Annotated in this window: 23 protein-coding genes and 1 pseudogene; 14 read left to right on the forward strand and 10 right to left on the reverse strand. The window is 58.7% G+C overall.

All coding sequences use genetic code 11. The features are described from left to right. Positions 1–112 (forward strand): annotated as a pseudogene (locus FKG95_RS26675) (IS5/IS1182 family transposase); the annotation flags it as partial. A gap of 156 nt (positions 113–268) precedes the next feature. Here FKG95_RS26675 and FKG95_RS26680 read toward each other — a convergent pair. Both FKG95_RS26680 and FKG95_RS26685 read right to left on the reverse strand, forming a co-directional pair. Continuing rightward, positions 269–1,093 carry a competence/damage-inducible protein A gene (locus tag FKG95_RS26680; protein ID WP_142899516.1) on the reverse strand — a complete coding sequence of 275 codons (825 nt, stop codon included), beginning with the start codon at positions 1,091–1,093 and terminating at the stop codon, positions 269–271. Positions 1,094–1,262: 169 nt separating this feature from the next. Further along, a complete protein-coding gene (locus FKG95_RS26685) occupies positions 1,263–1,787 on the reverse strand; it encodes a hypothetical protein (protein ID WP_142899517.1) in 525 nt (174 codons plus the stop codon). A 269-nt stretch (positions 1,788–2,056) separates the two neighbouring features. Here FKG95_RS26685 and sfsA point away from each other — a divergent pair, with 269 nt between their 5' ends. From sfsA to FKG95_RS26705, 4 genes are all read left to right on the forward strand, one after another. Then, on the forward strand, positions 2,057–2,782 hold the full coding sequence (sfsA, locus tag FKG95_RS26690; RefSeq protein WP_142899518.1) for a DNA/RNA nuclease SfsA: 726 nt from the start codon (positions 2,057–2,059) through the stop codon (positions 2,780–2,782). Positions 2,783–3,043: 261 nt separating this feature from the next. Beyond that, positions 3,044–3,844 carry a type I methionyl aminopeptidase gene (gene map / locus FKG95_RS26695; protein WP_142899519.1) on the forward strand — a complete coding sequence of 267 codons (801 nt, stop codon included), beginning with the start codon at positions 3,044–3,046 and terminating at the stop codon, positions 3,842–3,844. A gap of 88 nt (positions 3,845–3,932) precedes the next feature. Continuing rightward, entirely contained in the window at positions 3,933–4,652 is a 720-nt protein-coding gene (gene radC, locus FKG95_RS26700; RefSeq protein ID WP_142899520.1) for a RadC family protein, read from the forward strand. A gap of 178 nt (positions 4,653–4,830) precedes the next feature. Next, positions 4,831–5,262, forward strand: a complete 432-nt coding sequence (locus FKG95_RS26705; RefSeq protein ID WP_142899521.1) for a cupredoxin domain-containing protein — start codon at positions 4,831–4,833, stop codon at positions 5,260–5,262. Positions 5,263–5,391: 129 nt separating this feature from the next. On the opposite strand, the gene FKG95_RS26710 is transcribed toward FKG95_RS26705, so the two are convergent. Continuing rightward, entirely contained in the window at positions 5,392–6,780 is a 1,389-nt protein-coding gene (locus FKG95_RS26710; protein WP_142899522.1) for an FAD-linked oxidase C-terminal domain-containing protein, read from the reverse strand. A gap of 283 nt (positions 6,781–7,063) precedes the next feature. Between FKG95_RS26710 and FKG95_RS26715 the strand changes: the two genes are divergently transcribed. After that, the gene (locus FKG95_RS26715; RefSeq protein WP_142899523.1) at positions 7,064–7,288 is read left to right on the forward strand and encodes a hypothetical protein; all 225 of its coding nucleotides are present in this window, start codon (positions 7,064–7,066) and stop codon (positions 7,286–7,288) included. Positions 7,289–7,502: 214 nt separating this feature from the next. Then, complete coding sequence (locus FKG95_RS26720) at positions 7,503–8,597, forward strand: hypothetical protein (RefSeq protein ID WP_142899524.1); 1,095 nt, start codon at positions 7,503–7,505, stop codon at positions 8,595–8,597. Positions 8,598–8,941: 344 nt separating this feature from the next. Here FKG95_RS26720 and FKG95_RS26725 read toward each other — a convergent pair whose 3' ends face one another. Then, complete coding sequence (locus FKG95_RS26725; RefSeq protein ID WP_142899525.1) at positions 8,942–9,265, reverse strand: PilZ domain-containing protein; 324 nt, start codon at positions 9,263–9,265, stop codon at positions 8,942–8,944. A 219-nt stretch (positions 9,266–9,484) separates the two neighbouring features. After that, positions 9,485–9,880 carry a flagellar basal body rod protein FlgC gene (locus tag FKG95_RS26730; protein WP_142899526.1) on the reverse strand — a complete coding sequence of 132 codons (396 nt, stop codon included), beginning with the start codon at positions 9,878–9,880 and terminating at the stop codon, positions 9,485–9,487. A gap of 275 nt (positions 9,881–10,155) precedes the next feature. Here FKG95_RS26730 and FKG95_RS26735 point away from each other — a divergent pair, with 275 nt between their 5' ends. The 3 genes from FKG95_RS26735 to FKG95_RS30275 are packed head-to-tail and all read left to right on the forward strand — an operon-like array spanning position 10,156 to position 15,326. Further along, a complete protein-coding gene (locus tag FKG95_RS26735) occupies positions 10,156–10,734 on the forward strand; it encodes a PadR family transcriptional regulator (protein WP_142899527.1) in 579 nt (192 codons plus the stop codon). Positions 10,735–10,788: 54 nt separating this feature from the next. Continuing rightward, positions 10,789–11,895: an efflux RND transporter periplasmic adaptor subunit gene (locus FKG95_RS26740; RefSeq protein ID WP_142899528.1), complete on the forward strand. Its 1,107-nt coding sequence runs from the start codon at positions 10,789–10,791 to the stop codon at positions 11,893–11,895. Further along, the gene (locus tag FKG95_RS30275) at positions 11,892–15,326 is read left to right on the forward strand and encodes an efflux RND transporter permease subunit (RefSeq protein WP_142899529.1); all 3,435 of its coding nucleotides are present in this window, start codon (positions 11,892–11,894) and stop codon (positions 15,324–15,326) included. The genes FKG95_RS26740 and FKG95_RS30275 overlap by 4 nt, the downstream gene beginning before the upstream one ends. Positions 15,327–15,346: 20 nt before the next feature. On the opposite strand, the gene FKG95_RS26750 is transcribed toward FKG95_RS30275, so the two are convergent. The 4 genes from FKG95_RS26750 to FKG95_RS26765 form a co-directional block, all read right to left on the reverse strand. Further along, positions 15,347–15,967 carry a CDP-alcohol phosphatidyltransferase family protein gene (locus FKG95_RS26750; RefSeq protein ID WP_142899530.1) on the reverse strand — a complete coding sequence of 207 codons (621 nt, stop codon included), beginning with the start codon at positions 15,965–15,967 and terminating at the stop codon, positions 15,347–15,349. Between the two features lie 76 nt (positions 15,968–16,043). Beyond that, a complete protein-coding gene (gene pssA / locus FKG95_RS26755; protein WP_142899531.1) occupies positions 16,044–16,880 on the reverse strand; it encodes a CDP-diacylglycerol--serine O-phosphatidyltransferase in 837 nt (278 codons plus the stop codon). Next, entirely contained in the window at positions 16,881–17,579 is a 699-nt protein-coding gene (locus FKG95_RS26760) for a phosphatidylserine decarboxylase (RefSeq protein WP_142899532.1), read from the reverse strand. 340 nt (positions 17,580–17,919) lie between these two features. Next, a complete protein-coding gene (locus FKG95_RS26765) occupies positions 17,920–18,885 on the reverse strand; it encodes a LysM peptidoglycan-binding domain-containing protein (protein WP_142899533.1) in 966 nt (321 codons plus the stop codon). 902 nt (positions 18,886–19,787) lie between these two features. Between FKG95_RS26765 and FKG95_RS26770 the strand changes: the two genes are divergently transcribed. From FKG95_RS26770 to FKG95_RS26785, 4 genes are all read left to right on the forward strand, one after another. Then, positions 19,788–20,372, forward strand: coding sequence for an LOG family protein (locus FKG95_RS26770; protein WP_142899534.1), 585 nt, complete (start codon positions 19,788–19,790; stop codon positions 20,370–20,372). Between the two features lie 267 nt (positions 20,373–20,639). Beyond that, positions 20,640–21,854, forward strand: a complete 1,215-nt coding sequence (locus FKG95_RS26775; protein ID WP_142899535.1) for an NADP-dependent isocitrate dehydrogenase — start codon at positions 20,640–20,642, stop codon at positions 21,852–21,854. Positions 21,855–21,863: 9 nt separating this feature from the next. Then, positions 21,864–22,412, forward strand: a complete 549-nt coding sequence (locus FKG95_RS26780; protein WP_142899536.1) for a peptidylprolyl isomerase — start codon at positions 21,864–21,866, stop codon at positions 22,410–22,412. Positions 22,413–22,504: 92 nt separating this feature from the next. After that, entirely contained in the window at positions 22,505–22,993 is a 489-nt protein-coding gene (locus FKG95_RS26785; protein WP_142899537.1) for a peptidylprolyl isomerase, read from the forward strand. Between the two features lie 109 nt (positions 22,994–23,102). Here FKG95_RS26785 and alaS read toward each other — a convergent pair whose 3' ends face one another. Further along, positions 23,103–25,754: an alanine--tRNA ligase gene (alaS, locus tag FKG95_RS26790; protein WP_142899538.1), complete on the reverse strand. Its 2,652-nt coding sequence runs from the start codon at positions 25,752–25,754 to the stop codon at positions 23,103–23,105. Positions 25,755–25,969 lie beyond the last annotated feature (215 nt).

The raw sequence follows: 25,969 nt of genomic DNA on the forward strand, positions 1-25,969 counted from the left end.
GTTCTGCAGGCTCAAGGATTTCAGGAGGATAGCGACCCGCTACGACAAGCGTGCCGACACCTTCCTCGCGGCCATATGCCTCGCCGCTTCCATCACTTGGTGGATCAATTGAGTCCCGACCCTAGAGCGCGCCATATTTTAACGGAAACACTCTGTGTTTTCGCTAAAATATGTGAACCCGCTCTAAATCGTATAGTGAGAGCAGATTCACCGGTACGACGGATCGCCGAAGGCGATTCCATCTAAACCGGATCTGCTCTAAGACGCATTACGGCTCGCGAACAGGCTCGTCGCCCAGGTCCCGGACCTTTCCCGCAACCGCTTCCACGGCCGCTTCCAGGTCTGCTTCGTCGGTCGAGCGCAAGACCAGGCGGACCCCGAAACGATCGCCGTTACGATAGGGATAGCTGCCCATTTCGACGCCTGGAAAGCGGTCCTGCGCCTCACCTAACCCCTTTGCAATGGCGCCTTCCGGCAGCGCCACCGCAAGGGTCACGCTGCGCACCGGTGCGCCGCCCGAGAGGTTGGATTTGAGACTCTCGAACATGGCCTGCATCACCCGCGGGATTCCGGCCATGACAAAGACATTCCCCATGCGGAAGCCCGGCGCCTTGCTGATCGGGTTTTCGATCAGGGACGCGCCCTCGGGTGTATGAGCCATGCGCAGCCGGGCCTCGTTGAGATCTCCCTCGGCATAGTGCGCTTTGAGAAGTGCATGCGCTTCCGGGTGCAATGACCACTCGACGCCAAAGGCCTTGGCAACACAGGCGGAGGTAATATCGTCATGGGTCGGTCCGATCCCACCGGTGGTGAAGACGTAATCAAACCTCTGCCGCACCTCGTTCAGGGTGTCGACGATCACGGCCTCTATATCTGGGACAACGCGGGCCTCCATCAGACGCACGCCGATTTCGTTGAGCTGCTCGCCCAGGAAAGCGAGATTGGCGTCCTTGGTCCGCCCCGACAGGATTTCATTGCCGATAATCATCAGGCAGGCGGTCACGACCTGTTTTTCGCCGGCCGGCCCAGAATCACTTGAGGGAACAGACGCGCTGGAGGGAACAGAAGCGGGATGATAAGACTCTGAGGGCATAACAGTCTTCCGATGTGTGTCCGGGCGGGTCGACGAGACGGAACGAAATCTGCCCGTCTCAGCCAAAATGTTGTGAGTGCATGTTAAAGGCTGACGGACGAGGACGCCATGCCCACGCAAAGGCGCGAGACAAAGCAAACCTCCTCAAGCACCGGAATTCCAGAAGAATTCAGCGCGCGGCGTAACCTTTGGAGCGCATGCAGCTCGAAAACAAGGAACGGCGCCGCGATTCGTGATCATAACTGCGCAGCTTGGAGCTCAGCAGACCTACACTCTGTGTGTCGCTGAAGCCATCGCCGTAGACGGCGCGGCGATCCTGTTCAATCCGGGCATCATTTTCTGTTTGCGCCGCCGCATAGCGATAACAGGATTCGATATCCGCATTGTGCGCCTCAGCGTGCTGGGCAGCGCCTTTCCAAAGAGAGCCGTCCGGCCCACGCACAAAGGCTTCGTCCTGATCGGCTGCCCCCTCTGCGGGCGTTTCACTAGCAGTCCCGTAAGGATAGGTACCCGTGGTCGGCGGCACTTCAACGGGCTTGCCCGGCTCGGTCGGCGCAGGTGGCGTCACCAGCGTGCTGCTGGCCGCGGGCTGGCGTTGGTACTCTTGCTCCTGGAAAGACGAGCACGCCGTAAGCCCGACAGCAAGCACAAGCAATGCCGGCACAATTTGATGAATTGGGGTGGTCCGTGCCATGTTGGAACTCTCTCGGAACTAAAGATTGTCGGCGAATCGGGTGGATGCAGGCGCGATAACAGGTAAATTGGTCGCTTCACGATCCTGAAGCAAGAAGCAGCACACATATCTCACAAAACTTAAGACTCCCTCTCCCTTACAATCCACGCGTTAAACAACGGAAAGATAAGGGAATTATGTCCAAGGTTTCACAGCACAACGACGTAAAAAAAATTGACAGGCAAACGCAGCGTCACGCCGCGGGAACACCCGGACAAAAGGCAAAAAGCATGAGATTTCCAGATCCGCTCATCCCTGGACGACTGATCAAACGCTACAAACGTTTTCTGGCGGACGTGGAACTGCGGGACGGTGACATTGTGACCGCGCACTGCGCCAATCCGGGCTCAATGATGGGACTGGCAGAGCCTGGATCGCAGGTCTGGCTTTCGCCCGCTCGCAATCCCGCCCGTAAACTTCGCTTCTCCTGGGAGATCGCGTCAGCCGACGGCGAACCGGTCGGCATTAACACCAGCCTGCCCAATGGGATCGTCGCCGATGCCATTGCAGCTGGGGCGATCCCCGAACTGACTGGTTACCCGGACCTGAAACGCGAAGTGCGGTACGGCAAGAATTCCAGGATCGACATTCTGCTGTCCTCCGCCGCCGAGGACAGCTCCCCGGAAAACGCAAAGCGCCCCTGCTATGTCGAGGTGAAAAACGTAACACTGAAGCGCGGCGCCGACCTCGCTGAATTTCCGGACTCCGTGACCAGCCGCGGCGCAAAGCACCTGGAAGAGCTCGGAGATGCCGTTGAGGCGGGTTACCGCGCCGTGATGTTCTTTCTGGTTCAACGGAGCGACTGCAGCAGACTTGGCGTGGCCGGCGACATCGATCCGAACTACGAGGCCGCAATCCAACGGGCTCTTGCCAGGGGTGTCGAGACGGTCTGCTACGATTGCAAGGTCACGCCTGAGGCAGTTGAGATAAACCGGGCGCTTGAAATCAACATTTGAATGATTTGAGGCTTTCCCCGTGGCTCCGCACATCCGCATTGCAGCGCAGCCACGGTAGTTTCCGGGGTTTTCAGCGTATTTTACCGCCTTAGGCGCTGACTCAAGCCATCACTTCCTGGAAGTTTAAGACTTCTGGATATATAAAGTGGGAATAACCACGTAGATGACGGTCCGGGAGGTTTCACCACCCCCACGGGAACAAACCGCAGGACGAGAGATATGCAGTACGGCCAAGCAGAATCAGAAGAACTAGCCCTCCAAATGAGCGCGGAGGAGCGGCGGATCACAATCCATGACGCGGCCGGCTTTGAGGGTATGCGCAAGGCCGGGCGTCTGGCTGCCGAAACCCTTGATTTTATTACGCCACATGTGGTTCCGGGCGTTACGACCGAGGAGCTGGACCGGCTCTGCCATGATTTCATCATCGCCCACGAGGCGATCCCGGCGCCGCTGAATTACCGGGGATTTCCGAAGTCAATCTGTACGTCGGTCAATCACGTGGTGTGTCACGGCATTCCCAGCGCGGATAAAAAGCTGCATACCGGCGATGCTCTGAACATCGACGTCACCGTGATCCTGGACGGATGGCACGGTGACACGAGCCGGATGTTCTACGTCGGTAAACCAAGCATCAAAGCCAAGCGGCTGGTTGAGGTCACCTACGAAGCCATGATGCGTGGTATCGAAGTCGTGAAGCCGGGCGCGACTCTTGGCGACATCGGTTTTGCCATTCAGAGCTTCGCCGAAAAGAACCGCTTTTCCGTCGTACGGGATTTTTGCGGACATGGCCTGGGCAGGATTTTTCACGAAGCGCCATCCGTTCTGCATTATGGCCGTCCCGGAACCGGGACACGCCTGCGCGAAGGCATGTTCTTCACAATCGAACCCATGATCAACGCCGGCCGCCTGGATGTGAAGATCCTGAAAGACGGCTGGACAGCGGTGACCAATGACCGCTCTCTCTCCGCCCAGTTCGAGCATTCACTTGGGGTCACGGCGGATGGTTACGAAATTTTCACCAAGTCACCGAAGGGCTGGACCTGCCCGCCCTTCGTGGATTGAGCCAGTTCTGCTACACCAGGCGGTGCGACCGGAATGAGCTGAGGCGTTAGAGGCAAAGGCAGCATCGGATTGGGGGCGTCGGCGGAAGATGGATGAATTGGCGGAGGGCGGTCACAGCGCGCCCGCAAATCACTCCAAGCCGCATTTTCACGGCCACCGCGAACGTCTGCGGCGCAGGCTTCTGGAGCAAGGTCCGGGGTCCCTCAGCGACTACGAAGTTATCGAATTCCTTCTCTTCGGCGCCAAGCCGCGCGGTGACGTGAAACCCCTCGCCAAAGCCCTGATCGCGCAGTTCGGCAGCCTGGCGGGCGTGCTCTCCGCCGCGCCGCGGGATCTTCAGAAAGTGCCAGGCATGGGCGATGCTTCGACGGCGGCGCTTCTGATCATCCGGGAAGCCGCGACCCGGCTTGCCCGCACAGACATCCTGGAACAACCGGTTATCGAGTCCTGGACCCAGTTGGTGGGCTATTGCCGGAGCATCATGGGGCGTTCCTCGGTCGAGCATTTCCGGGTTTTGTTCCTCGACCGCAAAAACCGGCTGATCGCCGATGAAGAGCAGCAACGCGGGACCGTCGATCACACGCCGGTCTATCCCCGCGAAGTCGTCAAACGCGCCCTTGAGCTCTCTGCTAGCGCCGTCATTCTGGTCCATAATCACCCTTCCGGCGATGCCACGCCCTCACAGGGCGATATTGATATGACGAAGGAAATCCGGGAGACGGCGCGCCGCATGGGCATCGAACTGCATGATCACCTGATCGTCACCCGCAGCGGCGAGAGCAGTTTCCGGTCATTGGGCCTGATTTAACCCGATCGAACGCCCGGCTCATACAACCTATTGGCAATAGACAAGCAACCAGGGCATCTCCAGACTTGGCCATCTAAAGTGGTTTAAGGCCGGAGCCTTGAGAGCAACTCTTCCTCCGGTACGTTAAGCGAAATAGCGAACACGCGAATAAACAACAACCTGATGGGAGAACGCCTCGATGAAATCTCTATATTCCGCCCTTGTCCTGGGAGCTCTTGCTTTCGCCCCAATGAACGCAAGCGGTCACGACCTCGGTTTCTCCGGTCTGCTCGGCGGCGTTCAAGAGCTCGATCCCATCACATTGGCTTCCGGCAAGCCTATGATTGAAAAGCCTTATGAGCTGGAGTCAGGAAAATACTATCGGCTTGAAATCATCGCGGATGGTTCCGCCGAGATCGCCATCAGCGGTGCGGAGTTTTTCCGGAATGTCTGGGTGAATGAGGTGGTCATCAACGACATCGAAGTACGCCCGCTGGGCATTGACAGCCTGGAATTCGATGACGAAGGCACGGCAGAAATCTCTTTTGTCACGATCCGTCCCGGCACCTTTATTCTGCGCATTCCCGGCACCACAGGAAAATCCCAGCAAGCCATTTTCAATGTGAAGTAGCAACCCCGGCTCAGGGCGGCAGGCGTATCCTCGCCGCCGCCCGGACAGCGCTCCCCGGACAGCAGCCCTCATCGACTTGAAAATACGCGACGCCGCCCGGCTCTCCGGGCAATCCGTGTCGCTGCGCTTCTATAGAGAAATGATCTTGCCCGGGTTCATGATGTTCTGCGGGTCGAAGGCAAGTTTGAGGGTGCGCATGGCAGCGACCGCATCGCCATGCTCCGCCTGCAGGAACTTCATTTTCCCGCTGCCGATGCCATGTTCACCCGTGCAGGTCCCCTCCATGGCAAGCGCCCGCATCACCAAACGATCGTTGATCCGATTCGCCTCTTCCAGCTCTTCCGGCTTCTCCGGATCAATCAGGAGCGTGAGGTGGAAATTGCCGTCGCCGACGTGGCCCACCAGGGGTGCCTGAAGATAGCTGCCCTCGAGGTCCGCTTGCGTTTCCATAATGCAGTCGGCCAGGCGTGAAATGGGCACGCAGACATCTGTTGCCCAGAGCTGGCAACCCGGGCGCAGGGACTGCGCCGCGTAGGCAGCATTGTGCCGCGCTTCCCAGAGCTTGTTGCGCTCTTCGAGCTGTCCGGTCCATTGAAAGTCACTGCCGCCGAATTCACCCGAGATTTCCCCAACCAGTTTGGCCTGCTCCTCGGCCCCAGCCGTCGTCCCGTGAAATTCAAGGAAGAGAGTGGGTTGCTCCGCCAGCCCAAGGCCCGAGTAGCTGTTGCAGGCCTGGACCTGCAATTTGTCGAGCAGCTCGATGCGCGCGATGGGTATCCCCATCTGGATGGTGGAAATAACCGAGTCCACAGCCGACTTCAAATCGGGGAAGGAAACCACGGCAGAGGTAATGGACTCCGGGATCCCGTACAGCCTCAAGGTAATCTCGGTGATCACACCCAGCGTTCCCTCGGAGCCGACGAAAAGACGTGTCAGGTCGTAGCCTGCTGCCGACTTCCGGGCGCGGCGCGACGTTTTGATGATGCGTCCGTCGGACAAAACCACGGTCAGCGCAAGAACGTTTTCGCGCATGGTACCGTAGCGCACCGCGTTGGTGCCACTGGCCCGGGTCGCCGTCATTCCGCCGATCGATGCATTGGCACCGGGGTCGATGGGAAAGAAGAGTCCCATGTCCCGCAAATAACTATTGAGCTGTTTCCGAGTCACACCGGGCTGCACGCGGCAATCCAGGTCTTCCGCGTTGACCGCGAGAACCTGGTCCATCTGCATAAGATCGATGCAGACGCCCCCGCGATCCGCAATGACATGCCCCTCAAGCGAGGTGCCGGCACCGAAAGGAATGACCGGTGTACCGTGCTCCGCACAGATCTTGACGATGGCGGCCACTTCTTCCGTCGAATGCGGGAAGACGACAATGTCCGGCGCGATAGGGTGATGCCAGGACTCATCCTTGCCGTGATGGTCGCGGACCGATTGGGACCGGCTGACCCTATCACCGAGGATCGCCTGGAGTTCCAAACCGACCTTGTCAACGCTCGCCGCTTCTACCGCTGCCATAACCCCGGATCTCCTATCTCGTTTCCCGTTAGACCCAGCTGCGGCTCCCTGCCGCCAAATTCCACAGGCCCTCGTGCTGGATTAAGGCTAATATAGCGCAGAAGCGAGGCAAGGAAACGACCAATAGCGCGCATGTGAAGAACCGGATCCCGGCTCTTCCAGCAAACTCCCTGTCGGTCCGCACCACTTGCCGCGCTAACAACAGCAACGCGAGGCGCGAGTACCGCTCGGGGAACGAGCGGGAAAACAGTACCCTCGAACCAGGGAATTAGGAGTTCTGAATATGATTGAACGCATCATTTTTGGCTGCGCATTACTTTTGCTCGGCGTGTTTGTCGTCGTAGATCAACCCGCTCAATCGCAGCAGCGGGACGACCAATATGCGGTCGCCTCGAGCAACGGTGTGGCTTACGTTGTGAATGTCGATACAGGCGCCGTGCGCTACTGCGACAAGGGGCACTGCTTCCATGTGTCCCAGCAACTTGGCAAGGTAAAGCTTCCCGATTGATCCGGCCGCCTCTTCCCGAGCGCTTCCGGCGGCAGTTGAAAAAGGACTGGAGATACAGAAAACGGGGCCGATTGGCCCCGTTCCCTCGTACTTACAACCAACGCAAAAACTATGCGAAGGGCGCTCTATAACGCAGTTTGCGACACACGCGCTGCGGAGTCTTCCGCGCAGAGCACGGCGCGGTTTAGAAGCATCACGTTATTGACCGCGCTTCATGAAAGCAGATGCAATCACGGATTTGACCCGGCCGTCCGTGACACTGAGCGAAACCGAAAAATCGCCTTTACCGGCCTTCGCCTTTGACGTTCCGCTCTTGGCTTTTGCCGCTTTGGGTTTCGCCGTCTTGGCTCTAGTGGGCTTGGCTTTAGTTGGCTTGGGCTTGGCAGCTTTGGCTTTCACCGTTTTAGCCTTAACAGCCTTCGCGGGTTTAGCTTTGGCCGGCTTTGCTTTCGTCGCCTTGGGTTTTGCTGTCTTCGCTTTCACAGCTTTAGGTGGAGCGGCCTTTGTTTTCGCCGCGGCGGACGTAGCCGCAGTAGACTTTGTCACAGTAGACTTTGTCGCAGCCGGTTTCGCCTTGGCCTTTGCTGCCGTCGTTTTAGCGGGACTTGCCTTTCTCGCTGCGCCGGTTGCCGGTTTCGCCGCTGACGGAGCCGCCTTCCTGGCTGCGGTAGTTCTCGTGCGGGCTGCAGGTGCCTTGGACGCAGCTGTCGCTCTTGTCGCAGCCGTCTTTCGGGCCGCAGGTGCTTTTTTCGGCGCTGCAGCTTTGCGTGCCACCGGTGCCTTTCGAGCCGGGGCCTTGCTTGCTGGAGCAGCCCTGCCTGCTGACGTTGTTTTCTTGGCTGCCGCTGCTCTTGCCGCGGCAGGCGCCTTCCTCGCAGCCGTCGTCCGCCGGGCCGCCGGCGCCTTTGCCGCGGATGTCGACTTCGGCTTGGCGGCTGAAGTCGTCTTGGGCCGCGCTCGTGCCGCCGGCTTAGCAGGGCTTGAAGCGGTCGCTTTTGCCGCGGCAGAACGGGCTGCCGTTGACCGTGCCGGGCGTGCAGCTCTCGAGGCTGTCGTTTTCGCGCGTGTTGACGTCACCGTGACTCTGGCTTTGGCCGCAGGTTTCTTGGGCGCCGTTGCTGCGGTGGTTTTCGAAGCCGCTGCTTTAGAAGCTGTGGTCTTTGAAGCGGCGGGCTTTGGTTTAGTTGAATTTGTACTGGAAGTTTTTGGTTTTGCAGAAACAGGTTTTCTGGCCATCAATGGTCTCCGGTCATTCGCGCCGGCATGCTTTGGTCAACGACCAGCGTGGCGCCTCCTAGATGTATTATGAATGGCCTGATTTTAACCCTAATGAAACAAAAACTGCCAGACTCGCCGCAAAAAGAACTGATTTTCAGAGAATCTTCTGCGGATATTACAAAAATGCGGGTTTGTGAGAATAGTCTGCAGGCAAACGCGATTTTTCAGCGAGATTTGAAATGCCGATTCGCTCGTGCAAGGATCGCCTTTTCGCGAGCGCCGAGAAGTGAAATCAATTCCGGTCGGATAAGGGTTCACAGGGTTCGGAATTTGTCGGTTCGGAATTGGTCGGCCCGGAATCTGACGGCTCGGAATCTGACGGCTCGGAATATGCGCAGAGAGAATTTACAGACGTGAAATTCCCAACACGCAAAGTCAGGAAACTTTAAATTCAAGACAACCGTCTGGCAAAACGCCGGCGAGAACGCTCGCAACCTTCACCGGCGTGTCGAGGAACTTCAAACCCGCGAAGACGCCGCTGGTCCAGGCTACCTCAACTTCAAACTCGACCGTGCCGGCCAGGGTAATACTCTTGATCTGATCGCTCATCAGCGGGTCGTCAAAACGCACCTTCGCGCCACTGGCTGAGAGATTGAGAATGACACAATCAACCTTTTGTTCGCTTTGAAAACGATCAGACACCTGTCCCGAAACAACAACATAGGCCCGCTTGCAAAGCCTCCTGTCATCGTCTTTCATGAGGGACACGACCTCCCCACTCTCGACATGCTGGTTATCCACAGCCTCATTCCCTCAATTCTCTGAAAACGCAAGTTCCCAACGATGCACCATGAATGAAGAAAGTTAGGATGTTGCTAAGAGACGGGGTTAACAACGGGTGGCCCGCCTTTGGTTATTCCGCAGCTTGCCAGTCATTTGCAGGCACTCGCGCAGCCACCACCGGCGCGACGTTAACCGCTAACTCTTGATGTCCATCAAGCTGGACAGCATTTCATCCTGCGTCTTAATGACGGATGCATTCGCCTGATAGGCGCGCTTCGCAAGTAACTGGTCGGTAAACTCGGCCTCAAGAGAGACATTCGGCAGATCAACGACCCCCTCATCGTTCGCAAGAGGATTTTGCGGCGCATAAGCCGAAACAGACGCGGGTTGGACCGGGCGCGTTTCCGCACGCACTCCGCCACCCGCCGTCGTGGTTTGGATCACCTCTTGCGGCTTATAAACAGCGTTCTCGCCCTCGGTTACCCCCGGCGTCCCTGCCGTGGATACGTTCGCTACGTTGTTTGCGGACACCGCCAGGCGCTTGCTCTGCGCCTGCAATCCAGAAACCGAGTTGGAAAAATTGATCGCCATGACCGACCCTGCGAATTATCTGATCTGCAATCTTATCTGAACAAAAATAAGATCTCAAATAATTGTTTTTAAACAATATTTTTCTAAAATCCTGTGTTCTTTCTGCAGCTATGCTTTCGGCGCACAGCAGATACACCTATATCGGTTGGACATAAAGCTGGCATGACCTATATCGAACTGCAATATATATATCCGACGTATAGAGATCCCGGCCTCTATCCTGTGACGAAACGCGCAGTTGAGACGCCGAACCGGATTGCAGTAGGACCAGGTGAATGGATGTAAAAACACTCTGTCTTGGTGTTCTCAGCCGTGGCGACGCGAGCGGTTATGAGATCAAGAAGGCCTGCGAAGAAGGCCCCTTCAGCCATTTTCAGGACGCGAGCTTCGGTTCGATCTATCCGGCACTGGCGAAACTGTCAGCCGAAAAGCTGGTCGACTGCTACCAGATGAGCCAGGAAAAGCGGCCGGATAAAAAAGTCTATTCCATCACGGAAAGCGGCCGGACGGCATTGTTCGATGCTTTGGTCGTCCCGCCCTCGCCCGACAAGGTCAACTCGGATTTTTATTTTATGACCTTCTTCGCTCAGTTGATTCCGGCCGATTTCCTGCGGGCGATCCTGGAGCGGCGTATCGCGTGGTACGAGGGCGTAGTGGCGCGTATGCAAGACTGCGAACTCTCCATCCGTCCTGCCGGTGAACGTTTCACCCACGGACTTGGACTCGCGCACTACCGGGCCGAAATCTCGTACTTAAAAGCAAATATGGATCAGTTGCTTCGCGAGATAGAGGCGGAGCAGGCCGAAAACGCGCCGCAGACAACCTCCTACCTCGCCCGAACGGCGTCGGCCTAGGAGCAGGATTTTCATGACGCCAACGCGCCTCACAGCAAAAGCAGAACGGATCCAATGATGAAACGTTCAATCGTCATCGCAAGTCTTCTGGGTTTGGCCGCGGTCGGATGGATCGCGTCCGGGCAGATCGGACATGGTGATAGCGGCCCCGAAGTTCAAAAGCCGCCGGCGAACCTGGAGGCCAGCACAAACGTCGCCTCCGTGCGCGTTCGCACGCAAGCCGCGACCCCCTACAGGGTCGATGTTGTTCTGCGCGGCAGCACAGAAGCCGTTCGGAAAGTCAACGTAAAAGCCGAAACCTTCGGCAGGGTCGTTGAACTGAACGCGCAACGTGGCGGGAGCGTCGAGTCCGGAGAAGTAATGGTCCGGCTGTCACCGGAAGAGCGGCCGGCCATGCTCGACGAAGCACGCGCGCTCTACGAACAGCGCCGGATCGAGTACGAAGCCGCACGTAAACTCTCCAAGAAAGGCTTCCGGGCGGAAACGCAGCTGGCCGCCTCCAAAGCCGACTTGGAAGCCGCAGACGCCGCCGTGCAGCGCGCCAAGGTCGCCCTGGAAAACATCGTGATCAGAGCTCCCTTTGACGGTTACGTTGACGAGCGCATGGTCGAGATCGGCGACTTCATCGACAAGGGCGATCCCATCACCAAAGTTGTCGATCTCGATCCGATCCTGATCGTGACGCAGGTCAACGAACGCTCGATCAAACAGCTCTCTGTGGGCGAACCAGGCTATGCCCGCCTGATCACGGGTGACGAGGTCGAAGGCAAAATCCGCTTCGTTTCGGCGGTGGCCGATCCGCAGACACGGACCTTTCGCGTGGAGATCGAAGTCCCGAACCCGGACCTGAAGATTCCCGACGGCCTGTCGGCCGACGTGCGCCTTCCGCTTCAGGAGATTCCGGCCCACCTGGTCTCCCCTGCCATTCTCTCGCTCACGGATAGCGGCGAAGTCGGCGTCAAAGTGGTCAATGAAGACAACCTTGTGACCTTCATTCCGGCGAATATCGTTGCCAACGGCGCGACCGGCGTGTGGCTCTCGGGTCTGCCCGAAGAGATTACCCTGATCACCGTTGGACAGGAGTTTGTCACGGATGGGCAGGAGGTCTTGCCGATCGACGAAGAAACGCTCGAGCCCATAGAGATCGGGAGCAATTCGTGAACGCCATTATCGAGGCAGCCGTCACGCACGCGCGAACCGTTATTGCGTCCCTTGTCCTGATCCTGATGTCGGGCACCTATGCCTACATCACGATCCCCAAGGAGTCGGAACCGGATATCAACATTCCGATCCTCTATGTCAGCCTATCCCACGAAGGTATCTCGCCAGAGGATGCCGAGCGGCTGTTGATCAAACCGATGGAACAGGAGCTGCGCGACGTCGAGGGCGTCAAGGAAATGCGCTCCACCGCCTACCTGGGCGGCGGCAATGTTCTGCTCGAGTTCGAAGCCGGGTTTAACGTCGACATCGCCATCGCCGATGTGCGCGAAAAGGTTGATATCGCGAAACCTGAATTGCCGGACGACGCCGACGAGCCCAGCGTTAACGAGGTCAACCTCAGCCTCTTCCCGGTCCTGGTTGTCTCACTGTCGGGAAACGTCCAGGAACGGACTCTGCTGCAGCTCGCACGCAACCTTCAGGACAAGATTGAGGGAATCGGGACGGTTCTGGAGGCGAAGATTGCGGGCGACCGGGACGAACTGGTCGAACTGGTCGTCGATCCGCTCGCACTCGAAAGCTATAATCTGAACGTCACCGATATCATCAACCTGGTGTCACGCTCGAACCGCGTTATCGCAGCCGGATCAGTGGACACCGGTCAGGGCCGCTTTTCCGTCAAGGTGCCCGGTCTGTTCGAGACATCCGAAGACATTCTGAACATGCCGCTGAAGGTCAACGGCGACGCGATCGTGCATTTCCGTGACGTCGGTATTCTACGCCGGACCTTTAAAGACAGCGACGGCTACGCCCGCACCAACGGACGCCCGGCCATTGCTCTGGAAGTCTCGAAACGCACCGGTTCAAACATTATCGAGACTATTGAAAACGTGCGGAGGGTCGTGGAAGCCGAACAGAAATTCTGGCCCGAAGACGTCGTGGTGTCCTTCAGCCAGGACAAATCCAACGACATCCGCAACAATCTGCTCGATCTGCAGAACAACGTCATCAGTGCGATCCTGCTGGTCATGGTCGTCATCGTCGCTGCCTTGGGTCTCCGCTCCGCAGGCCTGGTCGGCATTGCAATTCCGGGTTCCTTCCTGGCCGGCATCCTGGTGCTCTATGCCATCGGCTTCACTGTAAACATGGTGGTTCTCTTCAGCTTGATCCTGGCTGTCGGCATGCTGGTCGATGGCGCCATCGTGGTGACGGAATTCGCCGACCGGAAAATGAGTGAAGGCTTTACGCCCAAAGAAGCCTATGCCCTGGCTTCGAAAAGGATGGCCTGGCCCATCATCGCTGCCACGGCGACAACCCTGGCCGCCTTTCTGCCGCTGATGTTCTGGCCTGGCGTGGTCGGTGAATTCATGAAGTTCCTGCCGATCACGCTGATCGCGACCCTCAGCGCCTCCCTGTTCATGGCATTGATCTTTATCCCGGCACTGGGGGCAAACCTCGCGGGGTTCATGCGCTTCCTGCTGCCCATTCTGTCGACGGCGCTCGGCGGCGTGATTTTCGCGCAAGGTATCCCGGCTTTGACTTCGGCGATTGGCCTGGGCCCGGCAACCCCCATGGCATTCTCTCTGCTCGCAGGACTGCCGGGTGTCGTTCTTGGTCTTTACTTCGGACTGAAGCTCGGACGCATGGCCTACCACAGCCTGAACGCCGTGCGGCCTCTTGAGGAAAGGGCAGATCAATCCCTCGCCGCCGATGCCGTGTTCGAGCCGGACAGCGTGAGAGGTTTCACCGGGACATACCTGCGCGTGCTTCAAACCGCGCTTCGGCACCCCGCGATCGTCATCACGATTGCGGTCCTCATGCTGGTGGCCGCGCAGGTCAGCTACGGAATGTATGGTAAGGGCGTCGAGTTTTTCCCGGACGTCGAGCCGGAGAATGTCATCCTCCAGATTCACGGCCGCGGCAACCTCTCCGTTGAGGAGCGCGATAGCCTGCTGCGTCAGGTGGAAGACGAGGTGATCGGACTGCAGCAGGAATACGGTGAGTTCCACACGATCTTTGCCAAAAGCATGGCATCATCCGGAACAAGTGATGACGAAGCCGAGGACCTGATCGGGGTCATTCAGCTCGAGTTTACCGACTGGTTCAGCCGACGGCCCGCAGACGAAGTTATTGCGGATATCCGTGAGCGGACCGCGCCTCTGGCCGGCATCTTCGTCGAGCCGCGCAAACAGGAAGCCGGCCCGCCGGTCGGCAAAGCGGTGCAGGTGCAGGTCTCCTCCGCTTTCCCTGACGAGATCGAACCGGTGGCTCGTCAGATCGCCGAGGCGATGATCGGTATGGGCGATTTTGTCGATATCGAAGATGGCCGCCCGGTGCCTGGGATCGAATGGCAGCTTGCGGTCGACCGGGCACAGGCCGCGCGGTTCGGCGCGGACGTAACATTGATCGGCAGCTACGTGCGCATGGTCACCTACGGCACTAAGCTGGGCGAATTCCGACCCGACGACAGCAACGAAGAGATCGACATCGTTGTGCGCCTTCCAAGGATTTACCGCAACATCGATCAACTCGACCATATCCGTATTCAGACGGATGCCGGTCTGATCCCGATCTCGAACTTTGTCACCCGTACGCCCAAACCCAAGGTCGGTTTGCTGCGCCGAACCGATGGCAACCGGGTTATGACCGTCAAGGCCGACGTTGCGCCGGGCGTTCTTGCCGATGACAAGGTCACCGAAGTGCGCGAGTGGCTGCAGACGGCCGATATCAACCCGCGCGTCGAGATCACCTTCAAAGGTGAGGACGAAGAGCAGAAACAGGCTCAGGAGTTTCTTGTTAAGGCCTTTATCGTCGCGTTGTTCATGATGGCGATCATTCTGGTGACCCAGTTCAACAGCTTCTACAGCGCCTTCCTGATCCTGACGGCCGTGATCATGTCGACGATCGGCGTGATGATGGGCCTGCTGCTCACCGGTCAGCCGTTCGGCATTGTGATGTCGGGCATTGGTGTCATTGCCCTCGCAGGTATCGTCGTGAACAACAACATCGTGCTGATCGATACCTTTGATCGTATTCGCGAGACCGGTGTGCCGGTGCGGGAGGCCATCTTGCGGACGGGCGCCCAGCGTTTGCGGCCGGTGCTGCTGACGACCATCACGACGATCCTCGGTCTTATGCCGATGGTGCTGGCCGTGAACATCGACTTCGCGTCGCGTATCGTGCAGGTCGGCGCACCATCGACGCAGTGGTGGACGCAACTCTCGTCGGCCATCGTGTTTGGACTGAGCTTCGCGACAGTCCTGACGCTGCTCTTTACGCCCTGCGCGTTGATGCTGCGGGAAAACCTGCGTGCACGCTTCGCATCGGACGATAGCGATAAAGCGGACAGCGCACGGAGCAAGCTGCCCGGCTTTCCTGATTTGTCGAGAGGACGCAAAGGCGGTGGCGATGAGATCCCTGGAATCGCCGAATAGAACGCAGAGTGTTATTGAGGTTAGCGCTGGGGACCGTCGGTAAAACTGCCGGCGGCGGCCACCGCGCGGGTCACGGTGGTGATCCAGCAAAGCGCCCCGAAGATCCAGGCAATCAACGCGAAGTAACTCGGGAAAAGGCACATCAGCGCGAAGGCTGCAATCGTCTCGCTGCCTTCAGTCAGGCCACCCAGATAAAAGAGTGACTTACGGCCGCGGATGTCGGTGGTGATTTTCCGCTTTTCCGCAAAGATCGCATAGGCAAGAAAAGATGATCCTGTGCCGACAAACGACAGGATCAAGAATGCGGCCGCAACGGCGTTTTCTTCCGGCCGGGCGAGCGCAAATCCGAACACGAAGAATGCATAAATGACAAAGTCGCCGACGATATCAATGTAGCCGCCAAAGTCTGTCAGCTTGCTGTGACGCGCCACCGCACCATCCAGGCCATCGAGGATCCGGTTGACGAAGAACAACAACATCCCGGCGATATAGGCCTCGAGGGCAATCGCAGCCGCCGCCGCGATCCCCACCGCGACGCCTGTGTAGGTGACGTGATTTGCACGAAGACCCGCGCGGACCGCCAAACGTCCGACTCTATTCAGCGGAGGATCGATCCGACTCCGCATCCAGGCATCCAGCATTTCGGCGCCCCTGCCCCATGTCCGCTCTCCAGCGCACGACGCTGGCCGGCGTTTAATGTTGTCGCCTCAGATGTCCCTAGCGGGAACCGGGCTCGTCCGGACGCGGACCAGAGGGATCCGTGTCGTTATTCTCGGAATCTGGCGCATCCGCCTCAAGGATCTCAGGCATCGCGGAGCGCATCTTCCGAAAAGAGATCTGTGCAAGGGGAATACTCAAGAGATAAGCAAGCCCCGCGACACTGAGGGTCACCCAGGGCGTGCTGAACAGAAAAGCCGCAAAAGCACCAGCACCGATCAGCACAAAGCCGACAGACCTCAGCGGCACTTTAATCCGCTTCGAGGAGTAGGTCGGAATCTGGCTGACCATCAGCGCCGCAACCCCGATGAAAACAACGCCGTTCAGAAGCTGGGAGCGGAAGATGTCATCGCCGAGTTTGAAGCTGAGAACCATTGGCAGAAGCATGAGTCCGGCACCGGCAGGGGCCGGAACCCCGACAAAGAACTTGCTGGACCAAGCAGGGGCGTCTTCCTGATTAAGCCCGGCATTGAAGCGCGCGAGCCGGAGCGCACAGCACATGGCATAAACCAGTGCCAGAGCCCAGGCCAGTCCACCCAGCTCATGCATCGCCCAGAGATAAACAATGATCGCCGGCGTCACGCCGAAATTGACAAAGTCGGCCAGGGAATCGAGTTGAGCACCGAATTCACTCGTGGCTTTCATCAAACGCGCAACCGGCCCATCAAGACCGTCAATGACCATTGCCACCACCACAGCGGCGACAGCCACCTCCCAGCGCTCCTCGAGCGCCCAACGGATCGCGGTCATGCCTGCGCAGAGCCCCATAAGGGTGATTGCGTTGGGAATCAGCCGATTGATCGAAAGCCCGCGCAGGCGGCGCCGACGCCTCACCATCTATCGAACCTCCCCTGCCCGGATCTCTTCGTCCGACGTCAGATCGGCGATCACGGTTTCGCCGCCAATCATCCGCTGTCCGACAGCCACCATGGGCGCGACACCATCGGGCAGATAAACATCCGTGCGGCTGCCGAAACGGATCAAACCAAAGCGCTCGCCGGCGCGTACCGATTGTCCATGCTTCAAGGTGCAAATGATCCGTCGTGCAATCAATCCGGCAATCTGTACGAACACGATATCGCGGCCGTCCGTTGTCTTCATGCGCACCGACTGACGCTCGTTGAGATCAGAAGCCTTGTCTTCGGCTGCATTAAGAAAGGCCCCTTCGTGGTAGGCCAACTCTGTGATTTCGCCACCGGTCGGGATGCGGTTGACGTGCACATCAAAAACACTCAGGAAGATGCTGACCCTCATCAGCGACACGTCACCCATGCCGAGTTCCGCCGGCGGCGTGGCGGGTTCAACCGCAGAAACAAGGCCATCGGCGGGACTGACGACCAGGCCGGGCCGCACCGGCACATAGCGATCAGGGTCGCGAAAGAAGTATGTGCAGAATGCCGAAAGAAGCAGACCAGGTACCACCAGGGGCGGCCAGATCAGGGCAAAGATCACTGACAGCAAGAGCGCGCCAGCGATAAACGGCCAGCCGGCCCGGTTTATCGGAACCAGCACGTATTTCAGCACATTGTTTTCCATCACACAGAAACCTGTAAATCCTCAGCGCATCATAGAGACCGCCCTAAACCACCGCAAACACGGTGTCACGGGAATTCGCACCTTCATGGCGATTGATCTGGTTGATTCAACGCTCAGGGCCAGTCGGCGTTCAACCTGCGCAAGTCCAGGTTTCGCGATGCGCCGTAAGACTTCGAGGGCCGCCTTTTGTGCCCGGCGCTGGAGAGCAATCCGGCTTCTCGGCGGAACAACGGAAACGTGCAGGGCCGAATCGGTTTTCACCAATTCTGACTTTGCCTTTGGCGCTTAAGTGTCAGCAAACCCGGCAGACCAGCAATCTCTCGCCATCACTCGTTAGCCGTTAACCGTCACTGGGCAAGCGGAAAATCTGACCCGGATAGATCAGATCAGGATCGCGGATCTGTTCCTTGTTGATTTCGTAGATGACCGTGTATCGCGTTCCCTGGCCGTAGGTCGTACGGGCAATCCGCCAGAGGCTGTTGCCCGGCTGCACGGTCACAAAGTCTTCGTCCGGATTACTGGCGACACTCTCTGCCCTTGAGAAGGGCGTTTCAACCCGCGCCAGCACCTTTCCGTCGCTCTCGACCTGGTCAACCCTCAGCCGATGCAACCCGACCGGAACCAGATCCTCGGGGGTCATGGCCCAGCGGCCGTCTTCGCCGGTCAAGGCTTCGCCTATCGGGATATTATCGAGATAGACAATGAGGGCCGCCCCCGCGTTCGCCCGTCCCCCGATGACCGCACGCCCGTCGTCATCGTAGTCCACGGAGTCGAGAAACAAACTGCCGTTTCCGATACCCTCACCGGCGGTATCGGGCTTCTGAAGGATCCGTGCCGGACCGCTGCCCCGGCGCGGCACGACGACGGCAATTGGTTCACTGACGCCCGCACCCGCCGCAGCGACCTGATTGGGCGCAATCGGGCTGGGCGCAATCAGGCTGTCGGGCGCATCGCCGTTGCCGGCGGTGTCATCAGGAACGGTACTTCTATCGGTATCACCCGCGTCGACCCGAACTGCAACCCCGCCAACCGGGTCGGTCTGCGGCTGACCATTGTCAGGCAGCGCGCCGCCGGACGCCAGCAGACGCTCTTCGGGCTCCGGCACCGCGACGATCACGAGCTCCGCCGACTCGATTGGGGCTTCATCGGGCAGACGCGCGATGATCCCCAGTCTGTGGCTGCCCGGGCTGAGAGGAATCTCCAAAACGAGCACCCACTGACCACGAGAATCGGCCGTGACAATACCCAGGGGTGTATCGCCGTCGTAAATCGTGACTTCGCTTCCTGCCGGAGCACGCCCGGCCAAGATGGCTTCACCGCTTTTTTCTACACGGACAACGTCAAAAGAAGGCGAGTCGCCAGCCGGTCTCGAAGCTGCTTCACGCTCCGCCTCTTCCACCACCCGGGCAACAACTTGAGGCCCCGTAGGACGGGCCGGACCTGGTTCGCCGGAAACCAGCCCGCCGGCCCCGGGCGCGCCCGCCGTTGTTTCACTTAAAGCCGTCGCCTCGCTTGAGACTGTATTGCCTGATTGCGCCTGAACAGGCCGCGGTTGAGTCTCATCCAATGAGGCAGTGTTTGCGACCTCATTGGGTGCGGAAGATGCGTTGCCGGGATCGTTCGATACCGCCGGTTCGCTTAATACCGCCGATTCACTGCCCGCCGTAGTGCCGGTGGAGCCTCCTTCTGCCCCACTCTGCGCGACAGAGCCGTCCGATCGGTTTTCGTCCGGTGAAACTGTAGAAGAAGACTCAGAGCGTGCAATCTGGACATCAGTGTCTGAACTGCCGCCCAGCCAGTGGTAAACGCCAAAAGCCGCCGCAAATATCGCGATTACAACGACAGCTACGAGACCAAGAAAACGCACACGCCCGACTCCCTTCGTAAGTCACTAGCCTAGTACGCTGCCTCCGTGTATGCAATTACATCACCCGATCCTTTAGCAAGCCTCCCGATGCTCCGAAGACTGGGGTCAAAATCCTTGCAATATCATAACACTACCGCTTTTTTCTGAGAAACAGTCTGTTCTCATGGGTTAAGGTAGAAGATTAGCCGCACCAGGTCCGGGCACTTGATAGCCTTTCCAAAGGCCTGCGGGCAGGCTTCAAACCCAGGTTCGATTCGATAGATCTGTGCTGTCCGCCGAGCGGATTTGGTACGGTCCGGCGAAATACCTGCTTCATGCAATTACACAAGGACGCTCCCTTCATGCCCGAGATAAAAGCCCTCTGCATCTACTGTGGTGCCTCCCAGAACGTTGATCCTCGTCATCTTGAGACGGCCGATCAACTTGGCCGTACAGCCGCCGAGAAAGCGATAGATCTGGTCTACGGTGGCGGTCATTCCGGCATGATGGGCGCGGCAGCCGATGGGGCGCTGTCGGCGGGCGGACGGGTGATCGGGATCATCCCAGAGCATCTCAAGGACCGCGAGGCGGCACATAACGGCGTGACGGAAATGGTAGTGGTCGATTCCATGCACGTCCGGAAGCAGAAGATGTTCGAACGATCCGACGCCTTCTGCGTTTTGCCGGGCGGTCTCGGCACACTCGATGAAACCTTTGAAATCATTACCTGGAAACAGCTTGGCCTGCACGACAAACCGATCGTCCTGCTGAACCTACACGGCTTTTGGGACCCCTTGATGGACATGATCAGACGCCAGGTCGAGGGCGGATATCTTCACAACGACCCCGGCTCTCTTTTCTCACTCGCGGATGATGTCGAAGGTGTCTTTTCTGCAATTGCGTCGGCCGCGGATAGCAGGGTAACGCCGGACAGTTCGCGTCTTTAGGTGAAGATCCCGCGTAAATCCTTTGAATGGCTGAACTTTTCGCACTCTTCCAAACAGTCTGCAAATATCTTCAGACTTCCTTTGAGCCTTACTCAAGAGCTGGACAAGCGCCGGTTTTCATAACAATTCTGCGACTTTTTGCAGGTGCGAGGTCAGTCGCCTTGCGTGGGCGTAAAAGGCTGCTATGTTTCCGCCGACTTTTCGATATCGGCCTCACCGCGCGACACGCCGGAAAGAGGCGTTTCAGGCGTAATTCCGGAGGAGCATATGGCTAAGATCAAAGTCCAAAACCCCATCGTTGAACTCGACGGCGATGAAATGACCCGCATCATCTGGGAAAAGATCAAAGAGACCCTGATCCTGCCCTACCTGGACATTGATCTTAAGTACTACGACCTCTCGGTTGAGAGCCGTGACGCGACGGACGACCAGATCACGATCGATTCCGCCAATGCCATTAAGGAATACGGCGTCGGCGTAAAGTGCGCGACCATCACCCCCGACGAAGCCCGGGTTGAAGAATTCAAGCTGAAAAAGATGTGGCGTTCACCGAACGGCACGATCCGGAACATCCTGGGCGGCACCGTCTTCCGTCAGCCGATCATCATGAACAACGTCCCGCGCCTCGTGCCGGGATGGACCCAGCCCATTGTCATCGGCCGTCATGCCTTTGGCGATCAGTACCGCGCAACGGATATGGTTGTTCAGGGCCCCGGCAAGCTGACCATGACTTTCCAACCCTCCGATGGCGGCGAAACCATTACCCACGAAGTCTTCGACTTTCCGGCGGGCGGCGTGGCCATGAGCATGTACAACCTGGACGAATCCATTCGCGGTTTCGCGCGGGCCTGCATGAACTATGGCCTGGATCTCGGCTGGCCGGTCTACCTCTCGACCAAGAACACCATCCTGAAAGCCTACGACGGACGCTTTAAGGATATCTTCCAGGAGATCTTCGACGCCGAGTTCGCCGACAAGTTCGCGCAAAAGGGTATCACCTACGAGCACCGCCTGATCGACGACATGGTCGCGGCAGCGCTGAAATGGTCCGGCGGGTTTGTCTGGGCCTGTAAGAACTACGACGGCGACGTTCAGTCCGACATCGTTGCCCAGGGCTTCGGCTCGCTTGGCCTGATGACTTCGGTTCTGATGACCCCGGATGGCAAGACTGTCGAAGCTGAAGCCGCGCACGGCACGGTCACCCGGCATTACCGGATGCATCAGCAGGGCAAGCCGACCTCGACCAATCCCATCGCCTCGATCTTCGCCTGGACCCGCGGCCTTAAGTACCGCGGTGCCTTTGACAACACGCCCGAGGTCACCAACTTCGCGGAAACCGTCGAAAAGGTCTGCATCGAGACCGTCGAAGGCGGCGATATGACCAAAGACCTGGCGCTGCTGATCTCGCCGGACCAGAAGTGGCTGACGACGGAAGAGTTCATGGCCAAGATCGACGAAAATCTGAAGAAAACGATGAGCTGAGGAAAATCCATGCGATTTTTTACGACTCTTACGGCTGTGCTTTTCAGCGCAGTCCTGAGCATTGGTGCTGCACAGGCGGCCGATCCTGAAAACACCCTGGTGATGGAACTTCCGACCGGCCAAGTCCTGATCGCCCTGCGTCCGGATCTGGCGCCCAAGCATGTTGCCCGGATCAAGGAACTCGTTCGCGAAGGCTACTATGACGGCCATGTGTTTCACCGTGTAATCGACGGCTTCATGGCGCAGACCGGCGATCCCACGGGAACCGGCAGAGGCGGGTCCGGCCAAAAGATCGAGGCCGAGTTCACACGCGAACCCTTCAGGCGCGGGACGGTAGGTATGGCCCGCTCCAGCAACCCGAATTCCGCGGACAGCCAGTTCTTCATCGTCTTCGAACGGGCCAGCCATTTGGACACGCAGTATACCGTCTGGGGCGAAGTCGTCTCGGGCATGCAGTTCGTCGACAAGCTGAAGAAAGCTCCACGCAGTCGTCAGAGCGGCTCCGTCGATGACCCGGATGCCATGATCAGCCTGCGGATCCAAGCGGACGTTCAGTAGGCTCATCAGCCGAAAGTCCGGGAGAAACCCCGGAACCGATTAATCACGGGGCGCACCACGGTGCGCCCCATTGCCAAGAAGAGAGACCAACCATGACCGAGAATGCCGAAGACACAATGGTCATCGAGCTTGAATGGGGCGAGGTCACCATCAATCTGCGCCCGGACCTTGCACCGAACCATGTTGCCCGGATCAAGGAACTGGTTCGCGAAAGCTTTTACGACGGTATTGTTTTTCACCGCGTAATGGACGGCTTCATGGCACAGACAGGCGACCCTACCGGCACGGGAACCGGCGGTTCAGGCCAGAAGCTCGGCGCAGAGTTCACGCAGGAGAACTTTGGTCGCGGCACGGTCGGTATGGCCCGTGCCAACCACCCTGATACCGGTGACAGCCAATTCTTCATCTGCCTGGACGATGCCAGCTTCCTGAACGGTCAATACACCGTCTGGGGTGAAGTCACCGAAGGCATGGAACACGTCGACCGGATCAAGAAAGCCCCCGCGGGCAGCCAGAGCGGTCAGGTCGAAGATCCGGACGCCATGGTCCGCGTACGCATCAAGGCCGACATCGACGCCTAATCAGACACGCGGCCTGACAAGAAGGGCCGCAGAGATCAAAAAGCACCGCCGGCAGGCCGAGAGATCGACCGCCCGGCGGGGCTTTTTTGTCATCTACGGCAAGTGATCGTCAGCCACCTGCAATCGCAGTCTCCACGGCTGTAATCGCCGCATTGGCCGCGGATGCGTCCGGGCCGCCCGCCTGCGCCATATCCGGCCGGCCGCCGCCGCCGCGCCCACCGAGCGCTTCGGAACCGGCGCGCACCAGATCCACCGCCGAGTAGCGGCCGGTGAGATCTTCGGTGACACCGACGACGATAGAGGCCTTGCCATCGTTGACCGCGACCAGGGCCACGACCCCGCTGCCGAGCTGTTTTTTCAAATCGTCCGCTGTGGCCTTGAGATCTTTGGCCGGGACGCCTTCCAGCACGCGGGACGCCAGCTTGATCCCAGCGACGTCTTTAGCCGCGTCGTCGGACGCACCGCCTCCGGTCGAGAGCTTACGGCGTGTCTCCGAGAGCTCCCGCTCCAGTCTGCGGCGCTCTTCCATTAGGCTCTGAATACGCTCCGGCAAATCACCCGGAGCAACCTTGAGGGTCGCGGCTGCCTCGCTCAGCAGATTGTCCTGACGGGCCGTGTAATCGATGGCCGCCTGTCCAGCTACGGCTTCGATCCGGCGCACACCGGACGCCAAGGCGCCCTCACCAATGATCTTCAGAAATCCGATGTCACCAACGCGGTTGACGTGAGTCCCACCGCAAAGCTCGGTGGAGTAAACCGAACCGGCCTTATCGTGGTCCTCTCCCCCCATCGAGAGCACGCGGACCTCGTCGCCATACTTCTCGCCAAACAAAGCCAGCGCACCGGCGGCAATGGCCTCGTCGGGCGTCATGTAACGGGTAGTCACCGCAGCATTGTCGCGGATCCGCTCGTTGACTTCATTCTCGACCGCCTGGAGGTCCTCACTTGATATGGCCTTCGGATGACTGATGTCGAAACGCAGACGGTCAGGTGCCACCAGAGAGCCCTTCTGGGTCACGTGGCTGCCCAGGCGGCGGCGCAGCGCTTCATGCAGCAAGTGAGTCGCGGAATGATGCGCCCGCAAAGCATTGCGCCGCACGCCGTCGACAGTCATCTCGACCGCCGTACCGACTGTCAGCTTACCGGTGGTCACCTTGCCGATGTGGACGAAGACCGAACCCAGCTTCTTCTGCGTGTCGGTGATTTCAACCCGGGTATCGCCGTCGGTCAGGACACCGGTGTCACCCATCTGACCACCGGATTCGCCGTAAAACGGCGTCTGGTTGGCGATGATCATTACCTCCTGCCCGGCATCGGCGGATTGCACCTCTTTACCGTCTACGAGGATTGCGGTTACCTGGCCCTCGGCGGATTCCGTGTCGTACCCCAGGAAATCGGTCCCGCCGAGCCGGTCGTGCAAATCGAACCAGAGTGTCTCGGTCGCAGCCTCGCCCGAACCGCTCCAGGCCTTGCGAGCTGCGGCGCGCTGACGCTCCATGGCGGTGTTGAAACCCTCGACATCGACCGTCTGTCCCTGGTTCCGCAGGATGTCTTGCGTGAGGTCCAGCGGAAAGCCAAAGGTGTCATAGAGCTTGAAGGCGACGTCGCCGTTCAGAGCCTGCCCCTCACCCAGTTTTTCGGTTTCGCCCGAGAGCAGCTTCATACCCCGGTCAAGCGTCTGGCTGAAACGGCCTTCTTCGAGCTTCAGGGTCTCGGATATCAGCGCCTCCGCCCGCTTCAACTCCGGGAAGGCCTGGCCCATCATCTCCACCAGGGTCGGCACCAGCCGCCAGATCATCGGATCCTTGACGCCCAACATATGAACATGCCGCATCGCGCGGCGCATGATCCGGCGCAGCACGTAGCCGCGTCCGTCGTTCGACGGCAGCACACCGTCGGCGATCAGAAACGCGGTCGAACGCAGATGATCCGCGATCACACGGTGAGAAACCGCGTGTTCGCCATCCGCAGAGACGTTTGAAGCCTCGGCAGAAGCTTCAATAATGGTGCGCAGCAGATCGATATCGTAGTTGTCGTGCTTGCCCTGGAGAATCGCGGTCAGGCGCTCCAGCCCCATGCCGGTATCGATCGAAGGCCGGGGCAGACTGACCCGGCTTTCCTTATCCAGCTGCTCGAACTGCATGAAGACGAGGTTCCAGACCTCGATAAAGCGGTCACCGTCCTCATCCGGACTGCCGGGAGGGCCACCTGGAATATCGGGTCCGTGGTCAAAGAAGATCTCCGAGCAGGGCCCGCAAGGGCCGGTGTCACCCATGGCCCAGAAGTTATCTGAGGTCGGAATGCGGATGACTCTGTCATCGCCCAGACCGGCGATCTTCTTCCAGAGCCCTGCGGCCTCTTCATCCTCGGAGTAAACCGTAACCAGTAACTTGTCCGCGGGCAGGCCGTAGACCTTGGTGATGAGGTCCCAGGCCATCTCGATGGCCTGATCCTTGAAGTAGTCGCCAAAGGAAAAGTTACCCAGCATCTCGAAGAAGGTGTGATGGCGCGCCGTGTGCCCCACGTTTTCCAGGTCGTTATGCTTGCCGCCGGCCCGCACACACTTCTGTGAGGTCGTCGCCCGGCTGTAGGGCCGGCTCTCCTGCCCGGTAAAGACGTTCTTGAACTGAACCATGCCGGCGTTGGTGAACATCAGCGTCGGATCGTTCCGCGGTACCAGCGGTGACGACGCTACGATTTCATGACCGTTCTTGCCGAAATAATCCAGGAATGTAGTTCTGATCTCGTTACCGCTGCTCATGGCCTGACTTCATCTCTCAACCGCCGTAACCGGCTCTTTCCGACGCGAAAGCAGATCCGACTTGATAGAAGCGCCCAGGACGGTCCATCGCAGCGGATAACCTGCTCTAGCTATATGAAATAGACCGGAGTGACATGCCGTTATCAAGCCACGCTTTGATTTCGGCCCGGTTGAGAACTCATAGCCGTGGAGTCTCAACCGCAACATGATCCGGT

It is taken from the genome of Denitrobaculum tricleocarpae (assembly GCF_007004665.1).
GTDB lineage: Bacteria > Pseudomonadota > Alphaproteobacteria > Kiloniellales > Kiloniellaceae > Denitrobaculum > Denitrobaculum tricleocarpae.

What these genes read in the sequence shown, in the direction of transcription:
- FKG95_RS26705 (WP_142899521.1), top strand. Translation starts at nt 4,831, where the DNA reads ATGAAATCTCTATATTCCGCCCTTGTCCTGGGAGCTCTTGCTTTCGCC.
- alaS (WP_142899538.1), bottom strand. Translation starts at nt 25,754, where the DNA reads ATGAGCAGCGGTAACGAGATCAGAACTACATTCCTGGATTATTTCGGC.
- FKG95_RS26760 (WP_142899532.1), bottom strand. Translation starts at nt 17,579, where the DNA reads ATGGAAAACAATGTGCTGAAATACGTGCTGGTTCCGATAAACCGGGCC.
- FKG95_RS26780 (WP_142899536.1), top strand. Translation starts at nt 21,864, where the DNA reads ATGCGATTTTTTACGACTCTTACGGCTGTGCTTTTCAGCGCAGTCCTG.
- FKG95_RS26725 (WP_142899525.1), bottom strand. Translation starts at nt 9,265, where the DNA reads ATGAAAGACGATGACAGGAGGCTTTGCAAGCGGGCCTATGTTGTTGTT.
- FKG95_RS26735 (WP_142899527.1), top strand. Translation starts at nt 10,156, where the DNA reads ATGGATGTAAAAACACTCTGTCTTGGTGTTCTCAGCCGTGGCGACGCG.
- FKG95_RS26785 (WP_142899537.1), top strand. Translation starts at nt 22,505, where the DNA reads ATGACCGAGAATGCCGAAGACACAATGGTCATCGAGCTTGAATGGGGC.
- pssA (WP_142899531.1), bottom strand. Translation starts at nt 16,880, where the DNA reads ATGGTGAGGCGTCGGCGCCGCCTGCGCGGGCTTTCGATCAATCGGCTG.
- FKG95_RS26740 (WP_142899528.1), top strand. Translation starts at nt 10,789, where the DNA reads ATGATGAAACGTTCAATCGTCATCGCAAGTCTTCTGGGTTTGGCCGCG.
- FKG95_RS26680 (WP_142899516.1), bottom strand. Translation starts at nt 1,093, where the DNA reads ATGCCCTCAGAGTCTTATCATCCCGCTTCTGTTCCCTCCAGCGCGTCT.
- map (WP_142899519.1), top strand. Translation starts at nt 3,044, where the DNA reads ATGAGCGCGGAGGAGCGGCGGATCACAATCCATGACGCGGCCGGCTTT.
- FKG95_RS26710 (WP_142899522.1), bottom strand. Translation starts at nt 6,780, where the DNA reads ATGGCAGCGGTAGAAGCGGCGAGCGTTGACAAGGTCGGTTTGGAACTC.
- FKG95_RS26775 (WP_142899535.1), top strand. Translation starts at nt 20,640, where the DNA reads ATGGCTAAGATCAAAGTCCAAAACCCCATCGTTGAACTCGACGGCGAT.
- FKG95_RS26720 (WP_142899524.1), top strand. Translation starts at nt 7,503, where the DNA reads ATGAAAGCAGATGCAATCACGGATTTGACCCGGCCGTCCGTGACACTG.
- FKG95_RS26685 (WP_142899517.1), bottom strand. Translation starts at nt 1,787, where the DNA reads ATGGCACGGACCACCCCAATTCATCAAATTGTGCCGGCATTGCTTGTG.
- radC (WP_142899520.1), top strand. Translation starts at nt 3,933, where the DNA reads ATGGATGAATTGGCGGAGGGCGGTCACAGCGCGCCCGCAAATCACTCC.
- FKG95_RS26715 (WP_142899523.1), top strand. Translation starts at nt 7,064, where the DNA reads ATGATTGAACGCATCATTTTTGGCTGCGCATTACTTTTGCTCGGCGTG.
- FKG95_RS26750 (WP_142899530.1), bottom strand. Translation starts at nt 15,967, where the DNA reads ATGCTGGATGCCTGGATGCGGAGTCGGATCGATCCTCCGCTGAATAGA.
- FKG95_RS26770 (WP_142899534.1), top strand. Translation starts at nt 19,788, where the DNA reads ATGCCCGAGATAAAAGCCCTCTGCATCTACTGTGGTGCCTCCCAGAAC.
- FKG95_RS26730 (WP_142899526.1), bottom strand. Translation starts at nt 9,880, where the DNA reads ATGGCGATCAATTTTTCCAACTCGGTTTCTGGATTGCAGGCGCAGAGC.
- sfsA (WP_142899518.1), top strand. Translation starts at nt 2,057, where the DNA reads ATGAGATTTCCAGATCCGCTCATCCCTGGACGACTGATCAAACGCTAC.